Origin of the sequence: Streptomyces poriferorum (assembly GCF_019399235.1) — a bacterium.
Lineage (GTDB): Bacteria > Actinomycetota > Actinomycetes > Streptomycetales > Streptomycetaceae > Streptomyces > Streptomyces poriferorum.
In genome coordinates, this window is the sequence record NZ_JAELVH010000014.1 from 42,434 (window position 1) to 61,039 (window position 18,606).

The following is an 18,606-nucleotide window of genomic DNA, read 5'->3' on the forward strand; positions in this document are numbered from 1 at the left end:
GCAACATTGATGTTGTTTCCACAGTTCAAGGCGCGATTCGAATGCATGGAAACTGTCGGCGGTCGATCGTGGTGAAGTGCGTGATCCATTCTGAATCATGGATCGCTTCGAAACTTTCGGTACTTCTCGAATTCGATGCGCCCCAATGCGTGGATCCGTGAACCAGGCTGCGGTGCAGGTTATTTGACCGTTCGTTCCAGATGGGGCTAGGGTCTTCGATGTGGCCAGGACCAAGGAATTCGATCCGGACGCCGCGCTGCAGTCGGCTCTTGAGCTGTTCTGGCGGCGCGGCTACGAAGCGACATCGGTGGCGGACCTCGTCGAGCACCTCGGTATCGGTCGCGCCAGTCTCTACGCGACCTTCGGCGGCAAGAACGAGCTGTACCTGAAGGCCATGGACCGGTACGCCGAGCTGCGTGACCCGCTCCTCCTGGCCGAGCTGTCGCAGCCCGGCCCCGCCCTTCCCGCGGTGCGGGCGGTGGTACGCCGCTTCGCCGCGGAGGCGGCCTCCCCGAGCGGGCGGCTGAACGGCTGCTTCGTCACCAACACCGCGGCCGAACTGGCCCCGCACGACCCCGCGGCGGCCCGCCGCGTCGAGATCAGCTGGGAGCGTCTGGAGGCCCCGCTGCACTCCGCGCTCGTGCGGGCCCAGGCTCAGGGCGAGCTTCCCGGGGGCCGTGATCCGCGCGCGCTGGCCCGCATGCTGCTCGTCCTGCTGCAGGGCATCCGCGTCGTCGGCAAGGCGTCGGACGATCCGGCCCGGGTGCGGGACGCGGCCGAGCAGGCGCTGACCCTGCTGGGCTGATTCGCGGTCGACGGAGCCGGCTGGGCGCGCCACCGGGGGCCTCTTGTGGTGCCCTTGCGCGCCCGAATAATGGAACGTTCGGTCAAGTATCAGGGGGAGATATGACCGCCACAGGCGCCGCCCGCGTCGTCGGCATGCGCTACCGATACGCCTTCGTGCTTCTCGGCATAGTCCAGAGCACGCTGATCTTCACGCTCGCCGCGATCGCCGTCCCCCTGCCCCGCATCGGGCGCGAACTGGACCTGGAACGCGCCGACCTGATCCTCCTCAGCGCCGCCTACGGGCTGACCTTCGCCGGACTGGTGCTCTTCGGCGGACGCCTGGCCGACCGCTACGGCGGGCGGCGCACCCTCACCGCGGGGCTGGTGCTCTTCGCGGTCGCCTCGGCCGCCGCCCCGCTCGCCCCCGGCATCGGGGCCCTGCTCGCGGCGCGCTTCGCCCAGGGCGCGGGCGCGGCCCTCGTCGCACCGGCCGCCATGGCCGTGCTGCGCGCCGTCTTCCCCTCCCCGCCCGAGTACGGCAGGGCGATGGCCACCTGGGGCGGGCTCTCCGTGCTCGGCGCCACCGCCGGCAATCTGCTCTCCGGCGTCATCTCGGCGCTGTCCTCCTGGCGTTGGACCTTCGCCTTACCGATCGCGGTGGCGCTCGCCGCCCTCGCCCTCGCGCGCCGGCTGCTGCCGGACACCGCGCCGAACCCGGGCAGGAGTCTCGACCTGCCGGGCGCCCTGCTCGCCACCGCCGGGATCACCCTGGCCAGCTACGGGCTCGTCGTGACCGACGCCCGGCCCTGGTCATCGGCCGGCGTGCTCGTACCTCTGCTCGGGGGAACCGCACTGCTGGCCGCGTTCCGGTACGCCGAGCGCCGGGCCCGCGACCCGCTGCTGCCTCCCCGGTTCCTGCTCGACCGGCGGCGGTCCCTCGCCCTTGCGGCCGTCGCGCTGAGCGCCTGCGGGACGGCCATGACCTTCGTGGTCCTCTCGCTCCACCTCCAGCAGGTGCGCGACTGGTCACAGGTGCGCACCTCGGCCGCCTTCGTACCGTTCGCCGTAGCCCTGATGGCCTCGGGCCGGGCGGCGGGACCGCTCATCGGGCGGTACGGGCCCCGGGCTGTCGCGGCCGCCGGAATGGGCACGGGCGCGGCCGGGCTCATGCTCCTCGCGGTCACCGGGCTCGACGCGCACACCGGCTACGCGTACGGGCTGCTGCCGGGCCTCGTGCTGCTGCCGGCCGGCACCGCGGCCTCCTTCGCCGGTGCCTCCGTCCTCGCCACCGAACGCGTACCGCCGGGGCAGACCGGGCTCGCGGGCGGCGTGCTGAACACCGCGATGGAATGCGGCCCGACCCTCCTCCTCGCCGTCCTGCTCACGCTCGGCAGCGACGCCGCCGCCCTGGCCGCGACAGGGGCCGCCCTCCTCGTCGTGGCCTTCCTGAACCACCGCACCCAGTAATCCATCACTCAGGGAGTCACCGAAATGAACCGCTTCACCGGCAGGACCGCCCTCGTCACGGGCGCGGGCTCCGGCCTCGGCCGCGCCATCGCGCTCGCCTTCGCCGCCGAAGGCGCGTCCGTGGTCGCCGCGGGACGCACCGCGGCCTCCCTGGACGAGACGGTCGGCCTCATCGGGGCGGCCGGCGGCACGGCTGCCGCTGTGACCGTCGACGTCACCGACTCCGGCCTGCTCCAGAACCTCGTACGCGAGACCGTCACCCGCTTCGGCGCACTGGACATCGCGGTCAACAACGCCGGCATACTCCGCGGCGCCGTACCCGTCGGCGAGGTGAGCGAGGAGGACTGGAACGCGGTGCTGCGGACCAATGTCACCGGCGTCTGGCTGGCCATGAAGCACGAGATCGCCCATATGAAGGAGAACGGCGGCGGCACCATCGTCAACATCTCCTCCAATCTGGGCGCACACCTGAGGATCCCCAACGCCGCCGCGTACATCACCTCGAAGGCGGCGGTCTCCGCGCTGACCCGCGCCGCCGCTCTCGACCACATCCACCAGGGCATCCGCATCAACGCCGTCAGCCCCGGCGCCTCCGCCGCCCCCATGTCGCTGCGTCCCGGCGAGACCGAGGCGGACCGGGCCGAGCGGGTGAAGACGGAGAACCCGCTCGGCCGGCTCGCGGAGGCCGGGGAAGTGGCGGCAGCGGTGCTCTACCTCGCCTCGCCCGCGGCCGGTTCGGTGGTCGGCACCGACCTGGTCGTCGACAGCGGGTCCTCGGCCTGACGGGCAGGCCACCGGCGGGGGATCGCCGCCCACCTGCGAGATCCGGTCCGGTCGCCCCTGTGCGCGGCGCACGCCCTGCCCCCATCAGGGGTGTGCGCCGCGCACGTGTGCCGAGGGCCGCCGCTGTCGCCGCGGGACGCATTCACCCGGGACCTCGCCGGGCTCTTCCCGTCCGACAACCACCCGGGCGCCCCGCTCGGGGGCCGCTCGTCAGCCGTCGTACCCGGCTCTCTCCAGCCGGCGCGCACTTGGATTCTCTGCGTCCTGAGTCCGCCCACCTGCTGTTGCCCCCGGCGGAGCGTTCCCGCTGACCCGATTCGGGTCCGACGCCTGCCGCGATGGCCCGGGCGCCCTCGTGGGCAAGGGCAGCGGCCGCGCGCCGCGTCGGTGACGGCGACCTTGCCCTTCCGCGTCATCGGGTGCGCGCCCGCCCGGCCGCGACCGGACGGCCGGGCGGGAACGTCGCCGGGTGCGGTCCTGACAGTCGGATCAGGCCGCCTGGAGCACCTCACAGGAGCAGTGGCGGAACTCCAGACCGAGCTCCTGGTCCACGGCCGCGCTCGAACGCGTGGCGGCTTCGGCGACCTTCTCCCAGGAGCCGTACTTCATGTAGAGCTGGTCCGCCGTCGGGCCGAGCGGGTTGCCGTACTTCTTCTGGTTGCGTGCCTCCAGCTCCGCGACCTGTTCCGGGGTCATGCCGGCGCGGATGACGTCCTTGGCATCGTTGCGCATCTGGACCAGAGCGCGCGCGATGTCCTCCTCCGAGCGGCCTTCGGCCCGCATGGCGCACTCCGTGCGCTCCATGTCCACCAGGAGCTGGTGATAGCGCATCCGCTGGTCGCGGGCGATCTCGCGCTCCTGCGGCGTCTCGCTCCGGATCAGGCACACGACCGGTTCCGGGCTGGTGCAGTCACCGTGGTCCGGGGCGGCCTGGGAGACAGGGGCGACGATCACCGAACCGCAGGCGGCGGCCGACCGGCACGGCTGGACCGCCCGCTCGGCGGCTGAGGCGGGCTGAAGGGGAAGGAGGACGACTTGGGCGACCAGCAGGGTGGGAACCACGCGGCGGGCCAGCGAGCGCAGAGTGTTCAGTGACATGCGCTCATCGTTCGGCAGACCACCACGGGAACCTGAGCGTGGCGAGGCCGGAACAACCCCTGTGGGCTGCGGACTCCACTCCGCCGAGTGAAGCGAGGACGTCGGCGGCGCGCCCGTGGCCGGGTGCCGGACGCGGACGGTGTCGTACGCTCCACCCGCTACCAGCCGGTCCAGAGCAGGTGGTTGACCGCCAGTGCCACGACGGCCTGCGCGGCCAGCCAGCCGCGCCGGCCCCGGGTGGGCAGGAGGGCGGCCGCGGGGAGCAGCCAGAGCATGAACGGCTGCCAGATCCGTTCCGTCTCCGCCTTGCTCATCCCGGACAGGTCGGCCGCGAGCAGTGCCAGGAGCGCCGCCGAGACGAGCAGGACCAGCCGCTGCGACGGAGCCGCCGCCCCGGAGCGCAGGGTGCGTACCGCACCGGGAGCACCCGCCGTACTGCGGCGCAGGCCCGCGAGCGTCGCCGGTCCGACGGCGACCGCCGTGCACGCGAGGTTGGCCCAGACCCAGTACCAGTAGGGGCGGGTACCTCCGGCTCCCTGGTAGTAGCGCTCGACGAGCAGGTGGTACGCCTCCCACCAGTTGAAGCCCGCGAGGGTGAAGGCCACCGGCACCACGAGAGCCCCCAGGACGAAGTGGGGGAGCGGCCGGGCGGTGCGGGTGAGGACGAGGACGGCGAGGAGCGGGAGCGCGATGAGCGTCAGACCGTAACTCAGGTAGCAGGTCAGTCCGTAGAGGAGACCGGCGCCGAGCGCGGCGGCTGCGGGGCCGCGGACCGTGCGGGTCGCGGCCAGGGCCAGCAGCGCGACGGTCCAGGCCGCGACCGCGGCGAAGTAGCCGTCCGCGGAGGTGCCCGCCCAGATCGCGACCGGTGCGAGGACGACGAACGGAGCGGCGCGACGGGCGGTGCGCTCGTCCGCCAGGACGCGTACCGCGATCAGGACGGCCACCGCGGCGGAGGCGCCGGTCGCGATGCACCAGACCCCGGCCCAGGCGCCGCCGCCGAGCCCGATGCGGTCCAGCAGGACGAAGGTGAGCGTGGCGCCCGGCGGGTGTCCGGCGACATGGGCGGGCCAGTTGCCCGGCGCGCCGCTCAGAATGTGTCCGTTGAATCCGTGCAGCGCGGCGCCGATGTCGTCGAAGCGGCCGATGACCCGCAGGTACTCGTGCTTCGTGGTGAGCCGTTCGGCGATCCCGCGGCCCCAGCCGTCGATCATGGCCAGTGAGAGGACCCAGGCGAGCGAGGCGGCGTAGCAGCTGAGCAGCAGCCCCCGCCAGCGCAGCCGGTCGGCGAGGACGGGACCGTACGCGATGACGGCTGCGGCGACGACGGACGCGATCCAGGTGCCGGGCCCGAGGTGCGGATACCAGGTGGCGAGCAGGGGCGGCCAGTGGACGACGAGGGTGCGGGCGGGGTCGTCGAAGGCGCGGCCGACGAGTACGGCCGCGGCGACGAGTACGACGCCCGCCGCGGCGGCGGCCAGGTCGCGGCGGTGCCCGGAGCGCTGTGCGGGGAGCGGTTCGATGGCGGGTTCGGTGCGGTCCTCGGTCTTCACGCAGGCACCGTACGCACGACAGCGCGGTACACAGGCGTGGTGACCGGGCGCGTCACGGAACCGTCAGATTCCGGAGTGTCCGCGCAGGGGCGTGCGCCGAGTGGTCGTGCGTCCCAGGGGTGACGTCACCGTTTCGTCAGGAGTCGCAACCGCCTCACCCCTCCCACCCCGGCATAGCGTCGGGGCATGGGCGACAGCCGTCGGCAGAGTCCGACCCCACCCGCGTTCCTCTCCCGTCTCCTCGGCGGACGGACGACGACGATCATCGAACACCTGCCCTCCGCACCAGCGTTCTGGCGCAGCCCGGTGCGGGGCGTGCGGTTCACCGCGGTCCTCGGCCTCGTCCTGCTCGTCGGGATCACCGTGCTGTTCGTGACCGGTCTGCTGTCGTACGCCGCCTACAACCCGGACCTGAACCCGGTCAACGACAAGACGCCCGACAAGGGGCTGCTCGGCTTCTACCTCTTCGCCTGGCCGACCGGTCCGCACTGGCTGTACCGGCTGACGCAGGGGGTCCACGTCACCCTCGGCATCGTGCTCGTGCCGGTTCTGCTGGCGAAGCTCTGGTCCGTGGTTCCGCGGCTCTTCGCGCTGCCGCCGGCCCGTTCCCTCGGGCACGCCCTGGAGCGGATCTCGCTGCTCCTGCTGGTGGGCGGGGCACTGTTCGAGTTCGTCACCGGGCTGCTCAACATCCAGCTGGAGTACCTGTTCCCGGGCTCCTTCTACCCGCTGCACTTCTACGGGGCGTGGGTGTTCTTCGCCGCCTTCCTCGCCCATGCCGGGCTCCGGGCGCCGCAGGCCGTACGGGTGCTGAGGTCGGGCGGGCTCAGCGGGAAGGTGCCGGATGATCCGCTGGAGTCACCCGCTCCTGCTCCGCCGACGCTGTCCCGCCGCGGGGCGCTGGCCATGGTCGGTGCCGGTTCACTGGTCCTGCTGATCACCTCCGCCGGGCGGAGCTTCGACGGGCCGCTGCGGCGTCTCGCAGCGCTGACTCCGCACGGCGCCGCCGAACCGGGCTCCGGGCCCAACGGTTTCCAGATCAACAAGACGGCCGCCGCGGTCGGCGTCACCTCTGCCGATACGGGGGAGGGCTGGTGGCTCACCGTCAGCGGCCCGGCCGGGGACCTCCGGTTCACCCGGGAACAGCTCCTGGCCATGGACCAGTACAGCGCGGCGCTCCCGATCGCGTGCGTGGAGGGCTGGTCCACCTCGGACCAGTGGTGGCGCGGCGTACGGCTGAGGGATCTGGCCGCGCTCGCCGGCTACCCGGACGATGTGCCGGGGGTGCTCGTGGAGTCCGTGCAGCGCAGCGGGCCGTTCCGCCGGGCCGCCCTGCGCGACAACCAGGTGCGCGACCCGCGCTCCCTTTTGGCCCTTCAGGTCAACGGCGAGGACCTGACACCCGATCACGGCTACCCGGCGCGGATCATCGTCCCGGCCGCTCCCGGCGTACTCAACACCAAATGGGTGTCCCGGCTGACCTTTGGAGAGCTGTGAACCGAGTGAACCCGGGCGCCGTGGTGCGGCGATGGTACGGGGAAGGGCCGCTGCATCTCCTGCTGATGGCCGCCTCCTTCGCCCTGGCCGGCTATGCGGGCGTACGGCTGCTGGCGGGCGACACCTGGGGCGTGATCGTGTGGTTCGTCGGTGCCGCCCTCGTGCACGACCTGGTGCTGGTCCCGCTGTACGCGGGCGCGGACCGGCTGCTGTGCCGGGCGGCCGGCCGGCGCCCGGACCTGGTGAACTTCGTCCGGGTGCCGGTCCTCCTCTCCGGGCTGCTGCTGCTCGTGTGGTTCCCGCTGATCACCCGGCAGGCGGAGCGCTACGAGCCGGCGAGCGGGCTGTCCCCCGATGTGTTCCTGGGGAACTGGCTGCTGATCACGGCCGCGCTGTTCTCCGTGTCGGCGGTCTGGCTGGTGGTCCGGACGGTCCGGCTGCGTCGTACGGAGACGAAGGAGCGGCCGTCCGCGTCCCACTGATCGACGCGTTGCAGGCCGTGGCGGCGGGCGTATCCCAGCAGTGCGGGCGTGCCGATCCGGGCCCACGGGAACGGGGCGGCCGGTGCCGGTCCGGCCGCGGAGGCGCCTCCGTCATCCAGTTGCACCCGGACCCGCTCGTCGATGTCGTGGGGTGCGGTCTCGGCGATGAGGAGTCCGCCCGGGGCCAGCAGGTCCGCCGTGCGACGCAGCAGGTGGGGCGGGTCGCCGCCGATTCCGACGTTGCCGTCGAGGAGCAGCACGGTGCCCCAGCGGCCCTCGCCCGGGAGCGGTTCGAAGACGGAGCGGCGCAGCGCGGAGCCGCCCAGCCGCAGGGTGCGGTCGACCGCGGCCTCGCTGACGTCGATGCCGAGTGCGCGGTGGCCGCGGGCCGCCAGCGCGGCGACCAGCCTTCCCGGCCCGCAGCCGATGTCCAGGACGGGCCCCTCGCAACGGCGCAGTGCCGACAGGTCGGCGGTGTCCGCGCCGGCGCACCAGCGCTCCACGTCCAGCGGCAGCAGCCAGCCGTCGGTACGGCGGAGGAACAGCGGACCGTGTCCGTTGCGCAGGGCGTTGGCGTAGGGGTCGGTGCCCCATGAGCCGGTGTCCCACGCGGTGACGTCCTCGTGCGGTGGGTTCAGCACGCCTTGATCGCGGCCTGTGCGGTTCATCGGACCGCCGCCCGGGTCAGCCGGGCGAGTTCGGCGGCGAACCGTCCGTGCGGTGCGAGTGCGGCGACGTGCGCGGCGTCGGCCGCGGTGTCCACGTCCCGCAGGAGAGGAAGGTCGCGTACGGAAAGTCCGGCGTCGACCAGTCGGCGCCGCTGCACCGCGCCGGTCTCGGGTACGGACATCGGTACGCCACGTAGGAGTCCGGGGTCCGGTTCGGCCAGGCCCAGTGCCCAGAACCCACCGTCCTCGGCGGGGCCGAACCAGGCGCCGCAGCCGTCCCAGGCGGTGGGGGAGAGGGCGGGGGCCAGATCGGCCGCCGTGATCTGCGGAGTGTCCATGCCGATCAGGAGGGTCGGCCCGGTGCAGGCGGCGAACGCGGCGGCCAGCCGTTCGTCGAGACCTCCCGGGCCCTGCGCCACCACCTCGATGCCGGGCGGCAGCCACGGGCCGGGCCTTCCGTCGAGGACGACCACCCGCCGCGCGGCGGGCAGCGCACGGACGGTCCACAGCGTGTCGGCGAGCGCCGCCTCGGCCAGGCGTGCGGCCTCGGTGGGGGAGAAGGGCGGGGTGAGCCGGGTCTTCACCCGGCCGGGCAGCGGCTCCTTCGCGATGACGAGGAGGGTCGCCACCCCGGCCGGGGCCGGGCGGGCCGTACCGGACTCGGGTGCGTTCATCGCAGGGCCCCCGCCCGGACCGGTGGCTCCGCCAGCACGGCGCGCATGTCACGCACCGCGTGCCAGGTACCCCGCCAGGTGCCGGTGACCTTCGACTTCCCAGTCCGGGCGAGGTAGGGGACGTCCGTCTCGGTGACGCGCAGTCCCGCGTCGGCCGCGCGGACCACCATCTGGAGGGGGTATCCGCTGCGACGGTCGGTGAGACCGAGTTCCAGCAGATCGGCCCGGCGCGCGGCCCGCATCGGCCCGAGGTCGTGCAGCCGCAGCCCGGTGCGACGGCGCAGCATCCGGGCCAGTGCCGCATTGCCCGCCCGTGCGTGCAGCGGCCAGGCGCCCGGTCCCTCGGGGCGGCGACGGCCGAGCAGCAGGTCGCTCTCACCGTCGGCGACCCGGCGGACGAAGCCCGTCAGCAGCCCGGGATCCAGTGAGCCGTCGCAGTCGCAGAAGCAGACGAACTCCGCCTCGGAGGCGAGCAGCCCGGCGTGACAGGCGGCGCCGAAGCCCCGCTGCGGTTCATGCACCACCGTCGCGCCGAGGGACCGGGCCAGCTCCGCCGAGCCGTCGGTCGAACCGTTGTCCACGACGATCGCCCGCCAGCCGGGAGGGACCGAGGCCAGCACCGCGGGCAGGGCGGCGGCCTCGTCCAGGCACGGCAGGACGAGGTCGGCGCGGGGGCCGGAAGTATCGGAGGAAGGAATCACGCGGCTCACCCTACGGAGGAGAAACCGACAAATCGGGTTCCGGATTCTTACGAAATATGGACGTCGGCAGGTGCCGGCCAAGGAGGGTCCGCACTCCCTCTCCGCAGGTGCCAAGGTGGTGGCATGCAGCCGACCCCGGACTCCTCACCGAGCCGCCCCGCCGCCCGCGGCCACGTACTCGTCGTGGACGACGACCCCACGGTCGCGGAGGTGGTCACCGGCTACCTGACCGGGGCCGGCTACGAGGTGGCCCGGGCGTCGAACGGCCCGGCCGCGCTCGAACAGTACGCAGCCCGGCGCCCGGACCTGGCCGTCCTGGACCTGATGCTGCCGGGCATGGACGGATTCGAGGTCTGCCGCCGCATGCGGGCTCAGGGACCCGTGCCGGTCATCATGCTCACCGCGCGCGGCGACGAGGACGACCGCATCCTCGGGCTGGAGACGGGGGCGGACGACTACGTCACCAAGCCGTTCAGCCCCCGCGAGCTCGTCCTGCGCGTCGACTCCGTGCTGCGCCGCGCCCGGGCGGCCGCGACGCCTCCCGGCCGCCCGGCACTGCTCGAAGGCGCGGGCCTCGTCCTGGACCCGGCGGCCCGGAGCGCGACGTTCGCGGGCCGGACACTGGCACTCACCCTGCGGGAGTTCGACCTGCTCGCCTTCCTCCTGCGCCATCCGGGCCGGGTCTTCACCCGGGAGGAGCTGATGCACGGGGTCTGGGGCTGGGACTTCGGGGACCTGTCGACCGTGACCGTCCACGTCCGCCGTCTGCGCGGGAAGGTCGAGACCGACCCGGCCCGTCCGGAGCTGATCCGTACGGTCTGGGGCGTCGGCTACCGACTGGACCTGCCTCCGGACCGGCCGGCTGATCCGACGGCGCCCACCGCCCACACCCCTCCTGCCGCGGCCACGGATTCCGGCTCCGGAGCGCCGGCATGACCGACATCCTCCTCATCGCGCTCTTCGCCTTCCTCGGCGCCGCCGCTGCCGGCCTGCTCGGCGCCGTCGTGCTGCGGATCTCCCGGCACCGTTCGTTCGTCGTCTCGCTGACCGTCGTCGCCGCCGTGGCCGTCACCGCGATGCTCGCCGGCACCCTGACCGTCGCCTGGGCGATGTTCCTGTCGCCGCACGACCTCACCGTGGTCACCACCGTCGTCGCCATGGCCGCCGTCGTCTCGCTCGTCACCGCGATGCTGCTGGGCCGCTGGGTGGCGGCGAGGAGCCGCGATCTGACACTCGCCGCCCGCTCCTTCGGTGACGGCGGGACCTTCGCGGCCCCCGAGGCCCCGGCCACCGCCGAACTCGCCGCACTCACCCGCGAACTGGCCGCCACCAGCGCCAAGCTCGACAGTTCGCGCGAGCGGGAGCGGGCCCTGGAGACCTCGCGACGGGAACTCGTCGCCTGGATCTCGCACGACCTGCGTACCCCGCTCGCCGGTCTGCGCGCCATGTCCGAGGCGCTGGAGGACGGCATGGCCGTCGACTCACGGCGCTATCTGCGGCAGATACGCACCGAGGTGGAGCGCATGAACGACATGGTCGGCGACCTCTTCGAACTCTCCCGCATCCACGCCGGTTCGCTCACCCTGACCCCCACCCGGATCTCCGTCTACGACCTGGTGGGCGACGCGCTGGCCGGGGCCGATCCGCTGGCCCGCGAGCACGGGGTGCGGCTGGTCGGCAACCGGATCGAGGCGGTGCCCGTCGAGGTCGACGGCAAGGAGATGAGCCGGGTCCTGGGCAACCTCCTGATCAACGCCATCCGACGCACCCCCGCCGACGGCACCGTCGCGGTGGCCGCGCACCGCTCGGGCGGCGGCGTGGTGCTGTCGGTGACCGACGGCTGCGGCGGCATTCCGGAGGAGGATCTGCCCAGGGTCTTCGACACCGGCTGGCGCGGCACCCATGCCCGTACACCTCCGGCCGGGGCGGGACTCGGACTCGCCATCGTGCGCGGAATCGTCGAGGCGCACGCCGGCCGGGCGGACGTCCGCAACGTCACCGGTGGCTGCTGCTTCGAGGTGACGCTGCCGGCGGCCTGAACGTCACCCCGCTCCCACCCCGGCCGCCTCCCGCAGCGGCGCCGCCGCGAACCGCGCCATCCCCTCGGCGAACCCCACCGCCGGCTTCCAGCCCAGTTCGTCGCGCAGCCGCCGTGAGTCCGCCGTGACATGGCGTACGTCCCCGAGCCGGTACTCACCGGTGACCACCGGGGCCGGGCCCCCGTGGGCCGAGGCCAGGGCAGCGGCCATCTCGCCGATGGTGTGCGGCTGCCCGCTCCCGGTGTTGTACGCGGTGAAGGTGCCGGGCCCGCGTCCCACGACCGCCTCCAGCGCGACCGCGTTCGCGGCGGCCACGTCCCGCACATGGACGAAGTCCCGGCGCTGGCCGCCGTCCTCGAAGACGCGTGGCGCCTCGCCCCGGGCCAGGGCCGAACGGAAGAAGGAGGCGACACCGGCGTACGGGGTGTCGCGCGGCATACCCGGCCCGTACACGTTGTGGTAGCGCAGCGACACCGCGCTGCCGCCCGTCGCCCGCGCCCAGGACGAGGCGAGGTGTTCCTGGGCGAGCTTGGTCGTGGCGTACACGTTGCGCGGGTCCACCGGCGCGTCCTCACCGACGAGCCCGGGGGCCAGTTCCGTGCCGCAGGAAGGGCAGCGGGGCTCGAAGCGGCCCTCGGCCAGGTCGGCCTCCGCGCGGGGGCCCGGCCGGACCGGGCCGTGGAGCGGGCAGTCGTACCGGCCCTCCCCGTAGACCACCATCGATCCGGCGAGGACCAGGTTCCGCACCCCCGCGCCCGCCATCGCGGCGAGCAGCACGGCCGTTCCCAGGTCGTTGCACCCCACGTAGTCCGGCGCGTCCGCGAAGTCCTTGCCGAGGCCGACCATCGCCGCCTGGTGGCAGACCGCGTCGATGCCGCACAGCGCACGGTCCACGGCCTCGCGGTCGCGCACGTCCGCCACGACGAACCCGCTGCCGGCGCCGGGCGGCACGGCGGCGCCGGCACCGTGCGCCGAGGGGAGCAGGGCGTCGAGCACCACCGCCTCGTGCCCGGCCGACACGAGGGTCCGCACGATCTCCGAACCGATGAACCCGGCGCCGCCGGTGACCAGTACACGCATGCCGCCCACCGTAGGCCGCGCAGGACGAGCCGGGCGCCGACGACTCGGTACGTCACGGGAACGTAAGAGAAACGAGCCGGGCGCCGCCGACTCGCCTCGTCACGGGAACGCAGGAGAAAGGGGTGCACGGCGGGCCGCGGCCGGCTCGTGACGGGAGCCGGCCGCGGATGACCGGTCAGACGGGCAGACGGGTGAGCAGCCCCGTGAAGTCCGTCCCGGCCGGCAGGGTTCCGAAGGCCAGTCCGCGGTCGCCGGCCAGCCGGGTCGCGCAGAAGGCGTCGGCGACGGCGGCCGGGGCGTGGCGTACGAGCAGGGAGCCCTGGAGTACGAGCGCCGCGCGCTCGATGACCCGGCGGGCACGGACCGGGGCGTCCTCGGTGAGGGTGAGCTCGCCCTGGAGCTCCTGCCAGGCGGAGTCCAGACGGCGGTCGCCCCCGGCGGCGGCCTCGATCTCCGTGCGCAGGGCCTGGAGAGACTCCGGCTCACGGGCCAGGGCGCGCAGCATGTCCAGGGCGTTGACGTTGCCGGAGCCTTCCCAGATGCCGTTGAGCGGGGCCTCGCGGTAGAGGCGGGGCATGCCGGACTCCTCGTCGTACCCGTTGCCGCCCAGGCATTCGAGGGCCTCGGCGACCGCGGCCGGCTGGCGCTTGCACACCCAGTACTTGCCGACCGCGGTGGCGAGCCGCAGGAAGGCGCGCTCCTGGGTGTCGCCCTGCTGCGCGCGGTCCGCCGCCCCGGCCAGCCGCAGGGCCAGCGTGGTCGCCGCCTCGGACTCCAGCGCCAGATCGCCGATGACGTTGCGCATCAGGGGCTGGTCGATGAGCTTCGCCCCGAACACGGACCGGTGACGCACGTGGTGCGTCGCCTGGGCGAGCGCCGCACGGGTGCCGGCGGCGGAACCGAGGACGCAGTCCAGGCGCGTCATGGTCACCATGCCGATGATGGTGCGCACGCCCCGGCCCTCGTCGCCGACGAGCCAGGCCACCGTGTCGTCGAACTCCGGCTCGCTGCTGGCGTTGGAGCGGTTGCCGAGCTTGTCCTTGAGGCGCTGGATACGGAACGTGTTGCGGCTGCCGTCCGGCAGGACCCGGGGGACCAGGAAGCAGGACAGACCCGCCGGGGCCTGGGCGAGGACGAGGAAGAGGTCGTTCATCGGGGCGCTCGTGAACCACTTGTGGCCGCGCAACCGCCAGGTGCCGTCCGCCTGTTGTACGGCGGCGGTCGTGTTGGCGCGCACATCCGTGCCGCCCTGCTTCTCCGTCATGCCCATGCCCGCGAGCAGCCCGGGCTTCTCGGCGGGGGTGCGCAGGCCGGACTCGTACACGCGGCTGGTCAGCAGGGGTTCGTACGTCTTGGCGAGGTCGGGGGCGTGACGCAGGGCGGGGACCGCCGCGTACGTCATCGAGACGGGGCAGCCGTGGCCCGCTTCCGCGCTGCTCCACACCATGAAGCCCGCCGCGCGTGCCACGTGCGCGCCGCGCCGCTCGTCCGCCCAGGCGGCGCCGCCGAGGCCCTCGCTGATCGCCACGTCCATGAGGGCGTGGTACGAGGGGTGGAACTCGACCTCGTCGATGCGGTTGCCGTAGCGGTCGTGGGTGCGCAGCCTCGGCTCCTGGCGGTTCGCCTCGTCCGCCCAGCGCTGCACCTCCTCGCTGCCGGCGCGGCGGCCCAGCCGGTGCAGGTCGTCCAGGTACCACTCGGCGCCCTCGCGGCGGACGCCCTCGATCAGCACCGGGTCGTCGGCGACGTCGTGGCCGGTCAGCGGCGGCGGCTGGTTCGTGACCTCGTGGGTGGTGGCGGTGGGACGGCTGTGGGGTGCGGGCGACGCAGGCATGAGGAGCCCTCCTGGGCAGGGACGGATGACGGATCAGGGGCGCGCGGACGAGGGGGCCGCGCCCGCGCAGCGCAGCGCCATGGCGGTCAGTTCGGCGAGGATGTCCTGGTCGTCGTCCTCCGGTGAGCCGAGCGGCGCCACGAGTACCTCGCCGATCGCGCCGGTGAGCGCGGCGGCGGTGACCTCCCCGTTCTGGGGCGGCAGCAGTCCCTGCGCCATCCCCTCGCGGATCACTTCGGCGAACAGCGCGCGGTAGCGGCGACGGAAGACGAGCCGCTCCGCGCCGACCGCCGCGTCGGCCGGCGCGGCGAGCAGGGCATAGGCGAGGCCACGGCTTTCGAGGGCGCGGCGGGCGAAGACCCGGACGCCGTCGGCGAGCCGCTCGACCGGGGTCCCGGAACCGTTCAGCACGGATTCCAGGACGTCCACCTCGTGCCCCGTCGCCCGCCGGAAGACCTCCACCGCGAGGGCGGCCTTCGACGCGAAGTGCTGGTACACCGAGCCCGCCGCGATGCCCGCGGCATCGGCGACCGCGGTCACGGACGCTCCTGACCAGCCCACTTCGGCGACCACATCGGTCGCCCGGGTGACCAGATGCTCACGGGCCGATTCGAGACGTTGAATTTCGGCTGGGGTCTTGCGGTAGGCCATGAAAGAAGTGAACCATCATTCATAGTTTCCCGACAAGGGTCGGACGCCCCGGCCCGCGATCCCAGGAGAAGGCGTGCACCTCAGTGCCATGCTGGACAGCGTCGTCCGCTCGGCCGGCCGCAAGGAAGCCCTGGTCTACCGCGACCGGCGATGGAGTTACGGCGAGTTCGGCGCCGCCGTCCGCCGGACGGCGACCGTGTTGCGGGAAGCGGGTCTCGAGCCCGGGGACCGCCTGGCCGTGATGACGTACAACACCCCGGCCTTCCTCTTCGCCGCCTTCGGTGCCTGGCTGGCCGGTGCCACGCTGGTGCCCGTCAACCACAAGCTCCGGTCCGCCGAGGTGGAGCATCAGCTACGGCACTGCGGTGCCCGGCTGGCGCTCGTCGACCAGGAGATCGGTGAACGGGCCACCGGTGCGGCCGTCGGGACGCGCTGGCTGGTGAGCCATCCGGACGCGGCCGTGAGCGAACCGCCCGCCGGGTCCTTCGAAGCGCTGATCGCCGCGGCGGCCGAGTGGGAGGGCGAGCCCGGGGCCGACTCGGACATCGCCCAGATCCTGTACACCTCGGGCACGTCCGGCCGCCCCAAGGGCTGCGTGCACACCCACCGGGGCATCGCCCTGACCGCCACGTACACGGCGGCCACCCTGCCTCTCCGCCGCGACGAGCGGTTTCTCGTCTGCATGCCGATCTGGCACGCGTCCCCGCTCAACAACTGGGCGATGGGCACCCTCCTGCTGGGCGGCACGGTCGTGCTCCAGCGCGAGTACGAGCCCCGCGTCATGCTGGAGACCGTCCAACGGGAGCGGATCACCGCGGTGTTCGGCGCGCCGATCGCGCTGATCGCCCCGGTGCAGGCGGTGCCCGACTTCGAGGGGTACGACCTGTCCTCGGTCCGTTCCTGGATCTACGGGGCGGGGCCGATGGACGCCGACACGGTCCGCAGGCTGATGAAGGCGTACCGCTCGGAGAACTTCCATCAGGTCTACGGCATGAGTGAGATGGGGCCCGTGGGCGCGTCGCTGTCTCCCGGTGAGCAGGTGGAGAAGGCCGGCTCGATCGGGCGCGGCGGCATGGTCGGCGTCGACCTGCGCATCGTGACGCAGGACGGCACGGACGCCACCGCGGGCCGTACGGGGGAGATCTGGCTGCGGTCGGACACCCGCATGGTCGGGTACCTCGATGACGAGAAGGCCACCGAGGAGGCGTTCGCGGGCGGCTGGTACCGCAGCGGCGATCTCGGCAGGGCGGACGAGGACGGTTTCGTCACCGTGGTGGACCGCCTCAAGGACATGATCATCACGGGTGGGGAGAACGTGGCCTCCCTGGAGGTCGAGGGTGTTCTGCGCGGCCACCCCGACATCCTGGACGTCGCCGTCGTCGGCCGGCCGCACGATCAGTGGGGCGAGACCGTGGTCGCGGTCGTGGTGCCGAGGGGCGACGCCGGGCCGAGCCTCGACGAGCTGCGGGAATGGCTGGAGCCGCGCCTCGCGCGCTACAAGATCCCGCGCGAACTGGTCCTGCGTGCGGAGCTGCCCCGGACGCCTTCCGGGAAGGTCACCAAGCACGTGCTGCGCAGCGGTCCGACCGGCTGAACGCCCTCCGCCCGTCCCCGGCCGCCGGGACGCCGGCCGTGCTGACGGTGTGCGCCCGGGCGTACCGGCGGGCCGGTGCCGGCCGCCTGCTCGCAGGGGTGACCGGGGAGGAGGCCCGGACGGAACCCGGCGCCCACCGGGCCTGTACGGCAGGGGCGATGAGCGGGGCCCGCCACCTGCCGGAGCTCGGGGATCTGTGGCTGGACTCCGGCCAGGCGGCCGCGTCGACCCCGGTGTTCCGGCTGCCCGGCGAACGGGCGGCGCCGGACGGGCGCTCGGCGCCTCCGCGGTGGACCTGATCGGCCATGCGGCCGGGGTCCCGTCGTGAACCGGTAGGGCCGCTCGCGACCGCCTGCCGTCCCGTTCCGCCCCGTCCTGTCTCGTCCTGTCTCGTCCTGTCCCGTCCCGTTCCGTTCCGTCCCGTCCCGCACCGGTGCGGGACGGCTGCTCGGGCGTGCCCTCCGGCCACCTGCCGCTGCCGCGGCGCAGCCGGATCTCCCGCGGCGCCGCTCTCCAGGCGCAGTGGCCTCTCTGGTCGTCCCCTGGTCAGCCCCCTGGCCGTTCCCGGTCAGTCCCGTGGTCAGTCCCCTGGCCACTCCCCGGAATCTTTTCCTCCAGACCCCTTGCCCCGTCGCAACGCTATATCGATACTGCCGGTTACGTAATCAACGTCGATTGTGGGAGGAACCCATGGCCGCCACCGTCACCACCGATGGTCCGAAGCCCGTACTCGACAAGCCGCTGATGCGCTACGGCCGCCGGACACTGGAGCGACTGGCGCCCGGCGCCGAACCGGCGCAGTACCGGATCCTCGGCATCAGCCCGCTGACTCCGCACATCGGCGCGGAGATCAGCGGAGTCGACCTGTCCCGGCCGCTCGACGAGGCGACCGCCGAGGAACTGCGCCAGGCACTGCTCGAGTGGAAGGTGATCTTCTTCCGCGGCCAGACGGGACTGGAGCCGCAGCACCACCTCGACCTGGCCGCGGTCTGGGGGCCGCCCGAGGTCAACCCGTTCTTCCCGAAGTCCGAGACGGTGGGCGTGTCGCGCCTCGCCAAGGACGCGATGGCCGTCGGCAACGAGAACATCTGGCACAGCGACCACTCCTTCATGGCCGCACCCGCACTCGGCTCGGTCCTGCGCTCCGTCGAGGTGCCGGCCGCCGGGGGCGACACCATGTGGGCCGACATGGGAGCCGCGTACGACAACCTCTCCGACGAGATGAAGGCACGCGTCGAGGGCCTGACGGCCGTGCACGACTGGGTGCCCAGCTGGGGTTCGACCATGACCGAGGAGCAGATCGCGCACTTCCGCGAGAGCCTGCCGCCGGTCGAGCACCCCGTCGTGGTGCGCCACCCGCGCAGCGGCCGCAAGCTCCTCTACGTCAACGAGCCGTTCACCACCCGCATCGTGGGCCTGTCCGATGCCGAGAGCCGTGAACTCCTCGACGAACTGGTGCTCCAGGCGCGCGTCCCCGAGTTCCAGGTCCGCTTCCACTGGGAGCAGGACTCCGTGGCGATCTGGGACAACATCGCCACCCAGCACTACGCGATCAGCGACTACTACCCGCAGCGCCGGGTGATGGAGCGCATCGCCGTCGCCGGAGTCCCGCTGTCCTGAACCGCCGGGGTTCGCGCGGGGGGCCGTCCCTCCGCGCGGACGGCCCCGATCGCCACCCCCATGCCTCAACCCCCCATTC

General features: G+C 73.1%; 17 protein-coding genes. 9 read left to right on the forward strand and 8 right to left on the reverse strand.

Going from position 1 to position 18,606, the window contains the following annotated elements; translation table 11 throughout:
- Positions 1 to 220 precede the first annotated feature (220 nt).
- The 3 genes from JGS39_RS04495 (at position 221) to JGS39_RS04505 (ending at position 3,036) form a co-directional block, all read left to right on the forward strand.
- Entirely contained in the window at positions 221 to 805 is a 585-nt protein-coding gene (locus tag JGS39_RS04495; protein ID WP_219567392.1) for a TetR/AcrR family transcriptional regulator, read from the forward strand.
- A gap of 101 nt (positions 806 to 906) precedes the next feature.
- Positions 907 to 2,253 (forward strand): MFS transporter, encoded by a 1,347-nt coding sequence (locus JGS39_RS04500; RefSeq protein WP_219567393.1) that lies wholly within the window; start codon positions 907 to 909, stop codon positions 2,251 to 2,253.
- Positions 2,254 to 2,277: 24 nt separating this feature from the next.
- Positions 2,278 to 3,036, forward strand: coding sequence for an SDR family NAD(P)-dependent oxidoreductase (locus JGS39_RS04505; protein ID WP_219567394.1), 759 nt, complete (start codon positions 2,278 to 2,280; stop codon positions 3,034 to 3,036).
- 489 nt (positions 3,037 to 3,525) lie between these two features.
- On the opposite strand, the gene JGS39_RS04510 is transcribed toward JGS39_RS04505, so the two are convergent.
- Complete coding sequence (locus JGS39_RS04510) at positions 3,526 to 4,134, reverse strand: hypothetical protein (protein ID WP_219567395.1); 609 nt, start codon at positions 4,132 to 4,134, stop codon at positions 3,526 to 3,528.
- Between the two features lie 158 nt (positions 4,135 to 4,292).
- Complete coding sequence (locus JGS39_RS04515; protein WP_219567396.1) at positions 4,293 to 5,687, reverse strand: hypothetical protein; 1,395 nt, start codon at positions 5,685 to 5,687, stop codon at positions 4,293 to 4,295.
- Positions 5,688 to 5,873: 186 nt separating this feature from the next.
- Between JGS39_RS04515 and JGS39_RS04520 the strand changes: the two genes are divergently transcribed.
- Entirely contained in the window at positions 5,874 to 7,184 is a 1,311-nt protein-coding gene (locus JGS39_RS04520) for a molybdopterin-dependent oxidoreductase (protein WP_236062885.1), read from the forward strand.
- 325 nt (positions 7,185 to 7,509) lie between these two features.
- On the opposite strand, the gene JGS39_RS04525 is transcribed toward JGS39_RS04520, so the two are convergent.
- Genes JGS39_RS04525 through JGS39_RS04535 form a run of 3 tightly spaced genes read right to left on the reverse strand, consistent with a single transcriptional unit; the run spans position 7,510 to position 9,709 of the window.
- The gene (locus JGS39_RS04525) at positions 7,510 to 8,334 is read right to left on the reverse strand and encodes a class I SAM-dependent methyltransferase (RefSeq protein ID WP_219567397.1); all 825 of its coding nucleotides are present in this window, start codon (positions 8,332 to 8,334) and stop codon (positions 7,510 to 7,512) included.
- Complete coding sequence (locus JGS39_RS04530) at positions 8,331 to 9,008, reverse strand: TIGR04282 family arsenosugar biosynthesis glycosyltransferase (protein ID WP_219567398.1); 678 nt, start codon at positions 9,006 to 9,008, stop codon at positions 8,331 to 8,333. The genes JGS39_RS04525 and JGS39_RS04530 overlap by 4 nt, the downstream gene beginning before the upstream one ends.
- Positions 9,005 to 9,709 carry a glycosyltransferase family 2 protein gene (locus JGS39_RS04535; protein ID WP_219567399.1) on the reverse strand — a complete coding sequence of 235 codons (705 nt, stop codon included), beginning with the start codon at positions 9,707 to 9,709 and terminating at the stop codon, positions 9,005 to 9,007. Before JGS39_RS04535 ends, JGS39_RS04530 begins: the two co-directional genes overlap by 4 nt.
- A gap of 123 nt (positions 9,710 to 9,832) precedes the next feature.
- Here JGS39_RS04535 and JGS39_RS04540 point away from each other — a divergent pair, with 123 nt between their 5' ends.
- Positions 9,833 to 10,645, forward strand: coding sequence for a response regulator transcription factor (locus JGS39_RS04540; RefSeq protein ID WP_219567400.1), 813 nt, complete (start codon positions 9,833 to 9,835; stop codon positions 10,643 to 10,645).
- Positions 10,642 to 11,748 (forward strand): sensor histidine kinase, encoded by a 1,107-nt coding sequence (locus tag JGS39_RS04545; RefSeq protein WP_219567401.1) that lies wholly within the window; start codon positions 10,642 to 10,644, stop codon positions 11,746 to 11,748. The genes JGS39_RS04540 and JGS39_RS04545 overlap by 4 nt, the downstream gene beginning before the upstream one ends.
- A gap of 3 nt (positions 11,749 to 11,751) precedes the next feature.
- On the opposite strand, the gene JGS39_RS04550 is transcribed toward JGS39_RS04545, so the two are convergent.
- The 3 genes from JGS39_RS04550 to JGS39_RS04560 all read right to left on the reverse strand — a co-directional run bounded on the left by JGS39_RS04550 (position 11,752) and on the right by JGS39_RS04560 (position 15,313).
- Positions 11,752 to 12,828: an NAD-dependent epimerase/dehydratase family protein gene (locus JGS39_RS04550; RefSeq protein ID WP_219567402.1), complete on the reverse strand. Its 1,077-nt coding sequence runs from the start codon at positions 12,826 to 12,828 to the stop codon at positions 11,752 to 11,754.
- A gap of 175 nt (positions 12,829 to 13,003) precedes the next feature.
- On the reverse strand, positions 13,004 to 14,662 hold the full coding sequence (locus JGS39_RS04555; RefSeq protein ID WP_219567403.1) for an acyl-CoA dehydrogenase family protein: 1,659 nt from the start codon (positions 14,660 to 14,662) through the stop codon (positions 13,004 to 13,006).
- 33 nt (positions 14,663 to 14,695) lie between these two features.
- Positions 14,696 to 15,313: a TetR/AcrR family transcriptional regulator gene (locus JGS39_RS04560; protein ID WP_219567404.1), complete on the reverse strand. Its 618-nt coding sequence runs from the start codon at positions 15,311 to 15,313 to the stop codon at positions 14,696 to 14,698.
- A 73-nt stretch (positions 15,314 to 15,386) separates the two neighbouring features.
- Here JGS39_RS04560 and JGS39_RS04565 point away from each other — a divergent pair, with 73 nt between their 5' ends.
- From JGS39_RS04565 to JGS39_RS04575, 3 genes are all read left to right on the forward strand, one after another.
- A complete protein-coding gene (locus JGS39_RS04565) occupies positions 15,387 to 16,907 on the forward strand; it encodes a class I adenylate-forming enzyme family protein (RefSeq protein ID WP_219567405.1) in 1,521 nt (506 codons plus the stop codon).
- A 38-nt stretch (positions 16,908 to 16,945) separates the two neighbouring features.
- A complete protein-coding gene (locus JGS39_RS04570) occupies positions 16,946 to 17,206 on the forward strand; it encodes a hypothetical protein (RefSeq protein WP_219567406.1) in 261 nt (86 codons plus the stop codon).
- Between the two features lie 391 nt (positions 17,207 to 17,597).
- Positions 17,598 to 18,527, forward strand: a complete 930-nt coding sequence (locus JGS39_RS04575) for a TauD/TfdA dioxygenase family protein (protein ID WP_219567407.1) — start codon at positions 17,598 to 17,600, stop codon at positions 18,525 to 18,527.
- Positions 18,528 to 18,606 lie beyond the last annotated feature (79 nt).

Coding starts and splice junctions, on each gene's coding strand:
- JGS39_RS04555 (WP_219567403.1), bottom strand. CDS start 14,662: ATGCCTGCGTCGCCCGCACCCCACAGCCGTCCCACCGCCACCACCCAC.
- JGS39_RS04530 (WP_219567398.1), bottom strand. CDS start 9,008: ATGAACGCACCCGAGTCCGGTACGGCCCGCCCGGCCCCGGCCGGGGTG.
- JGS39_RS04545 (WP_219567401.1), top strand. CDS start 10,642: ATGACCGACATCCTCCTCATCGCGCTCTTCGCCTTCCTCGGCGCCGCC.
- JGS39_RS04540 (WP_219567400.1), top strand. CDS start 9,833: ATGCAGCCGACCCCGGACTCCTCACCGAGCCGCCCCGCCGCCCGCGGC.
- JGS39_RS04525 (WP_219567397.1), bottom strand. CDS start 8,334: ATGAACCGCACAGGCCGCGATCAAGGCGTGCTGAACCCACCGCACGAG.
- JGS39_RS04575 (WP_219567407.1), top strand. CDS start 17,598: ATGGCCGCCACCGTCACCACCGATGGTCCGAAGCCCGTACTCGACAAG.
- JGS39_RS04520 (WP_236062885.1), top strand. CDS start 5,874: ATGGGCGACAGCCGTCGGCAGAGTCCGACCCCACCCGCGTTCCTCTCC.
- JGS39_RS04550 (WP_219567402.1), bottom strand. CDS start 12,828: ATGCGTGTACTGGTCACCGGCGGCGCCGGGTTCATCGGTTCGGAGATC.
- JGS39_RS04560 (WP_219567404.1), bottom strand. CDS start 15,313: ATGGCCTACCGCAAGACCCCAGCCGAAATTCAACGTCTCGAATCGGCC.
- JGS39_RS04505 (WP_219567394.1), top strand. CDS start 2,278: ATGAACCGCTTCACCGGCAGGACCGCCCTCGTCACGGGCGCGGGCTCC.
- JGS39_RS04510 (WP_219567395.1), bottom strand. CDS start 4,134: ATGTCACTGAACACTCTGCGCTCGCTGGCCCGCCGCGTGGTTCCCACC.
- JGS39_RS04500 (WP_219567393.1), top strand. CDS start 907: ATGACCGCCACAGGCGCCGCCCGCGTCGTCGGCATGCGCTACCGATAC.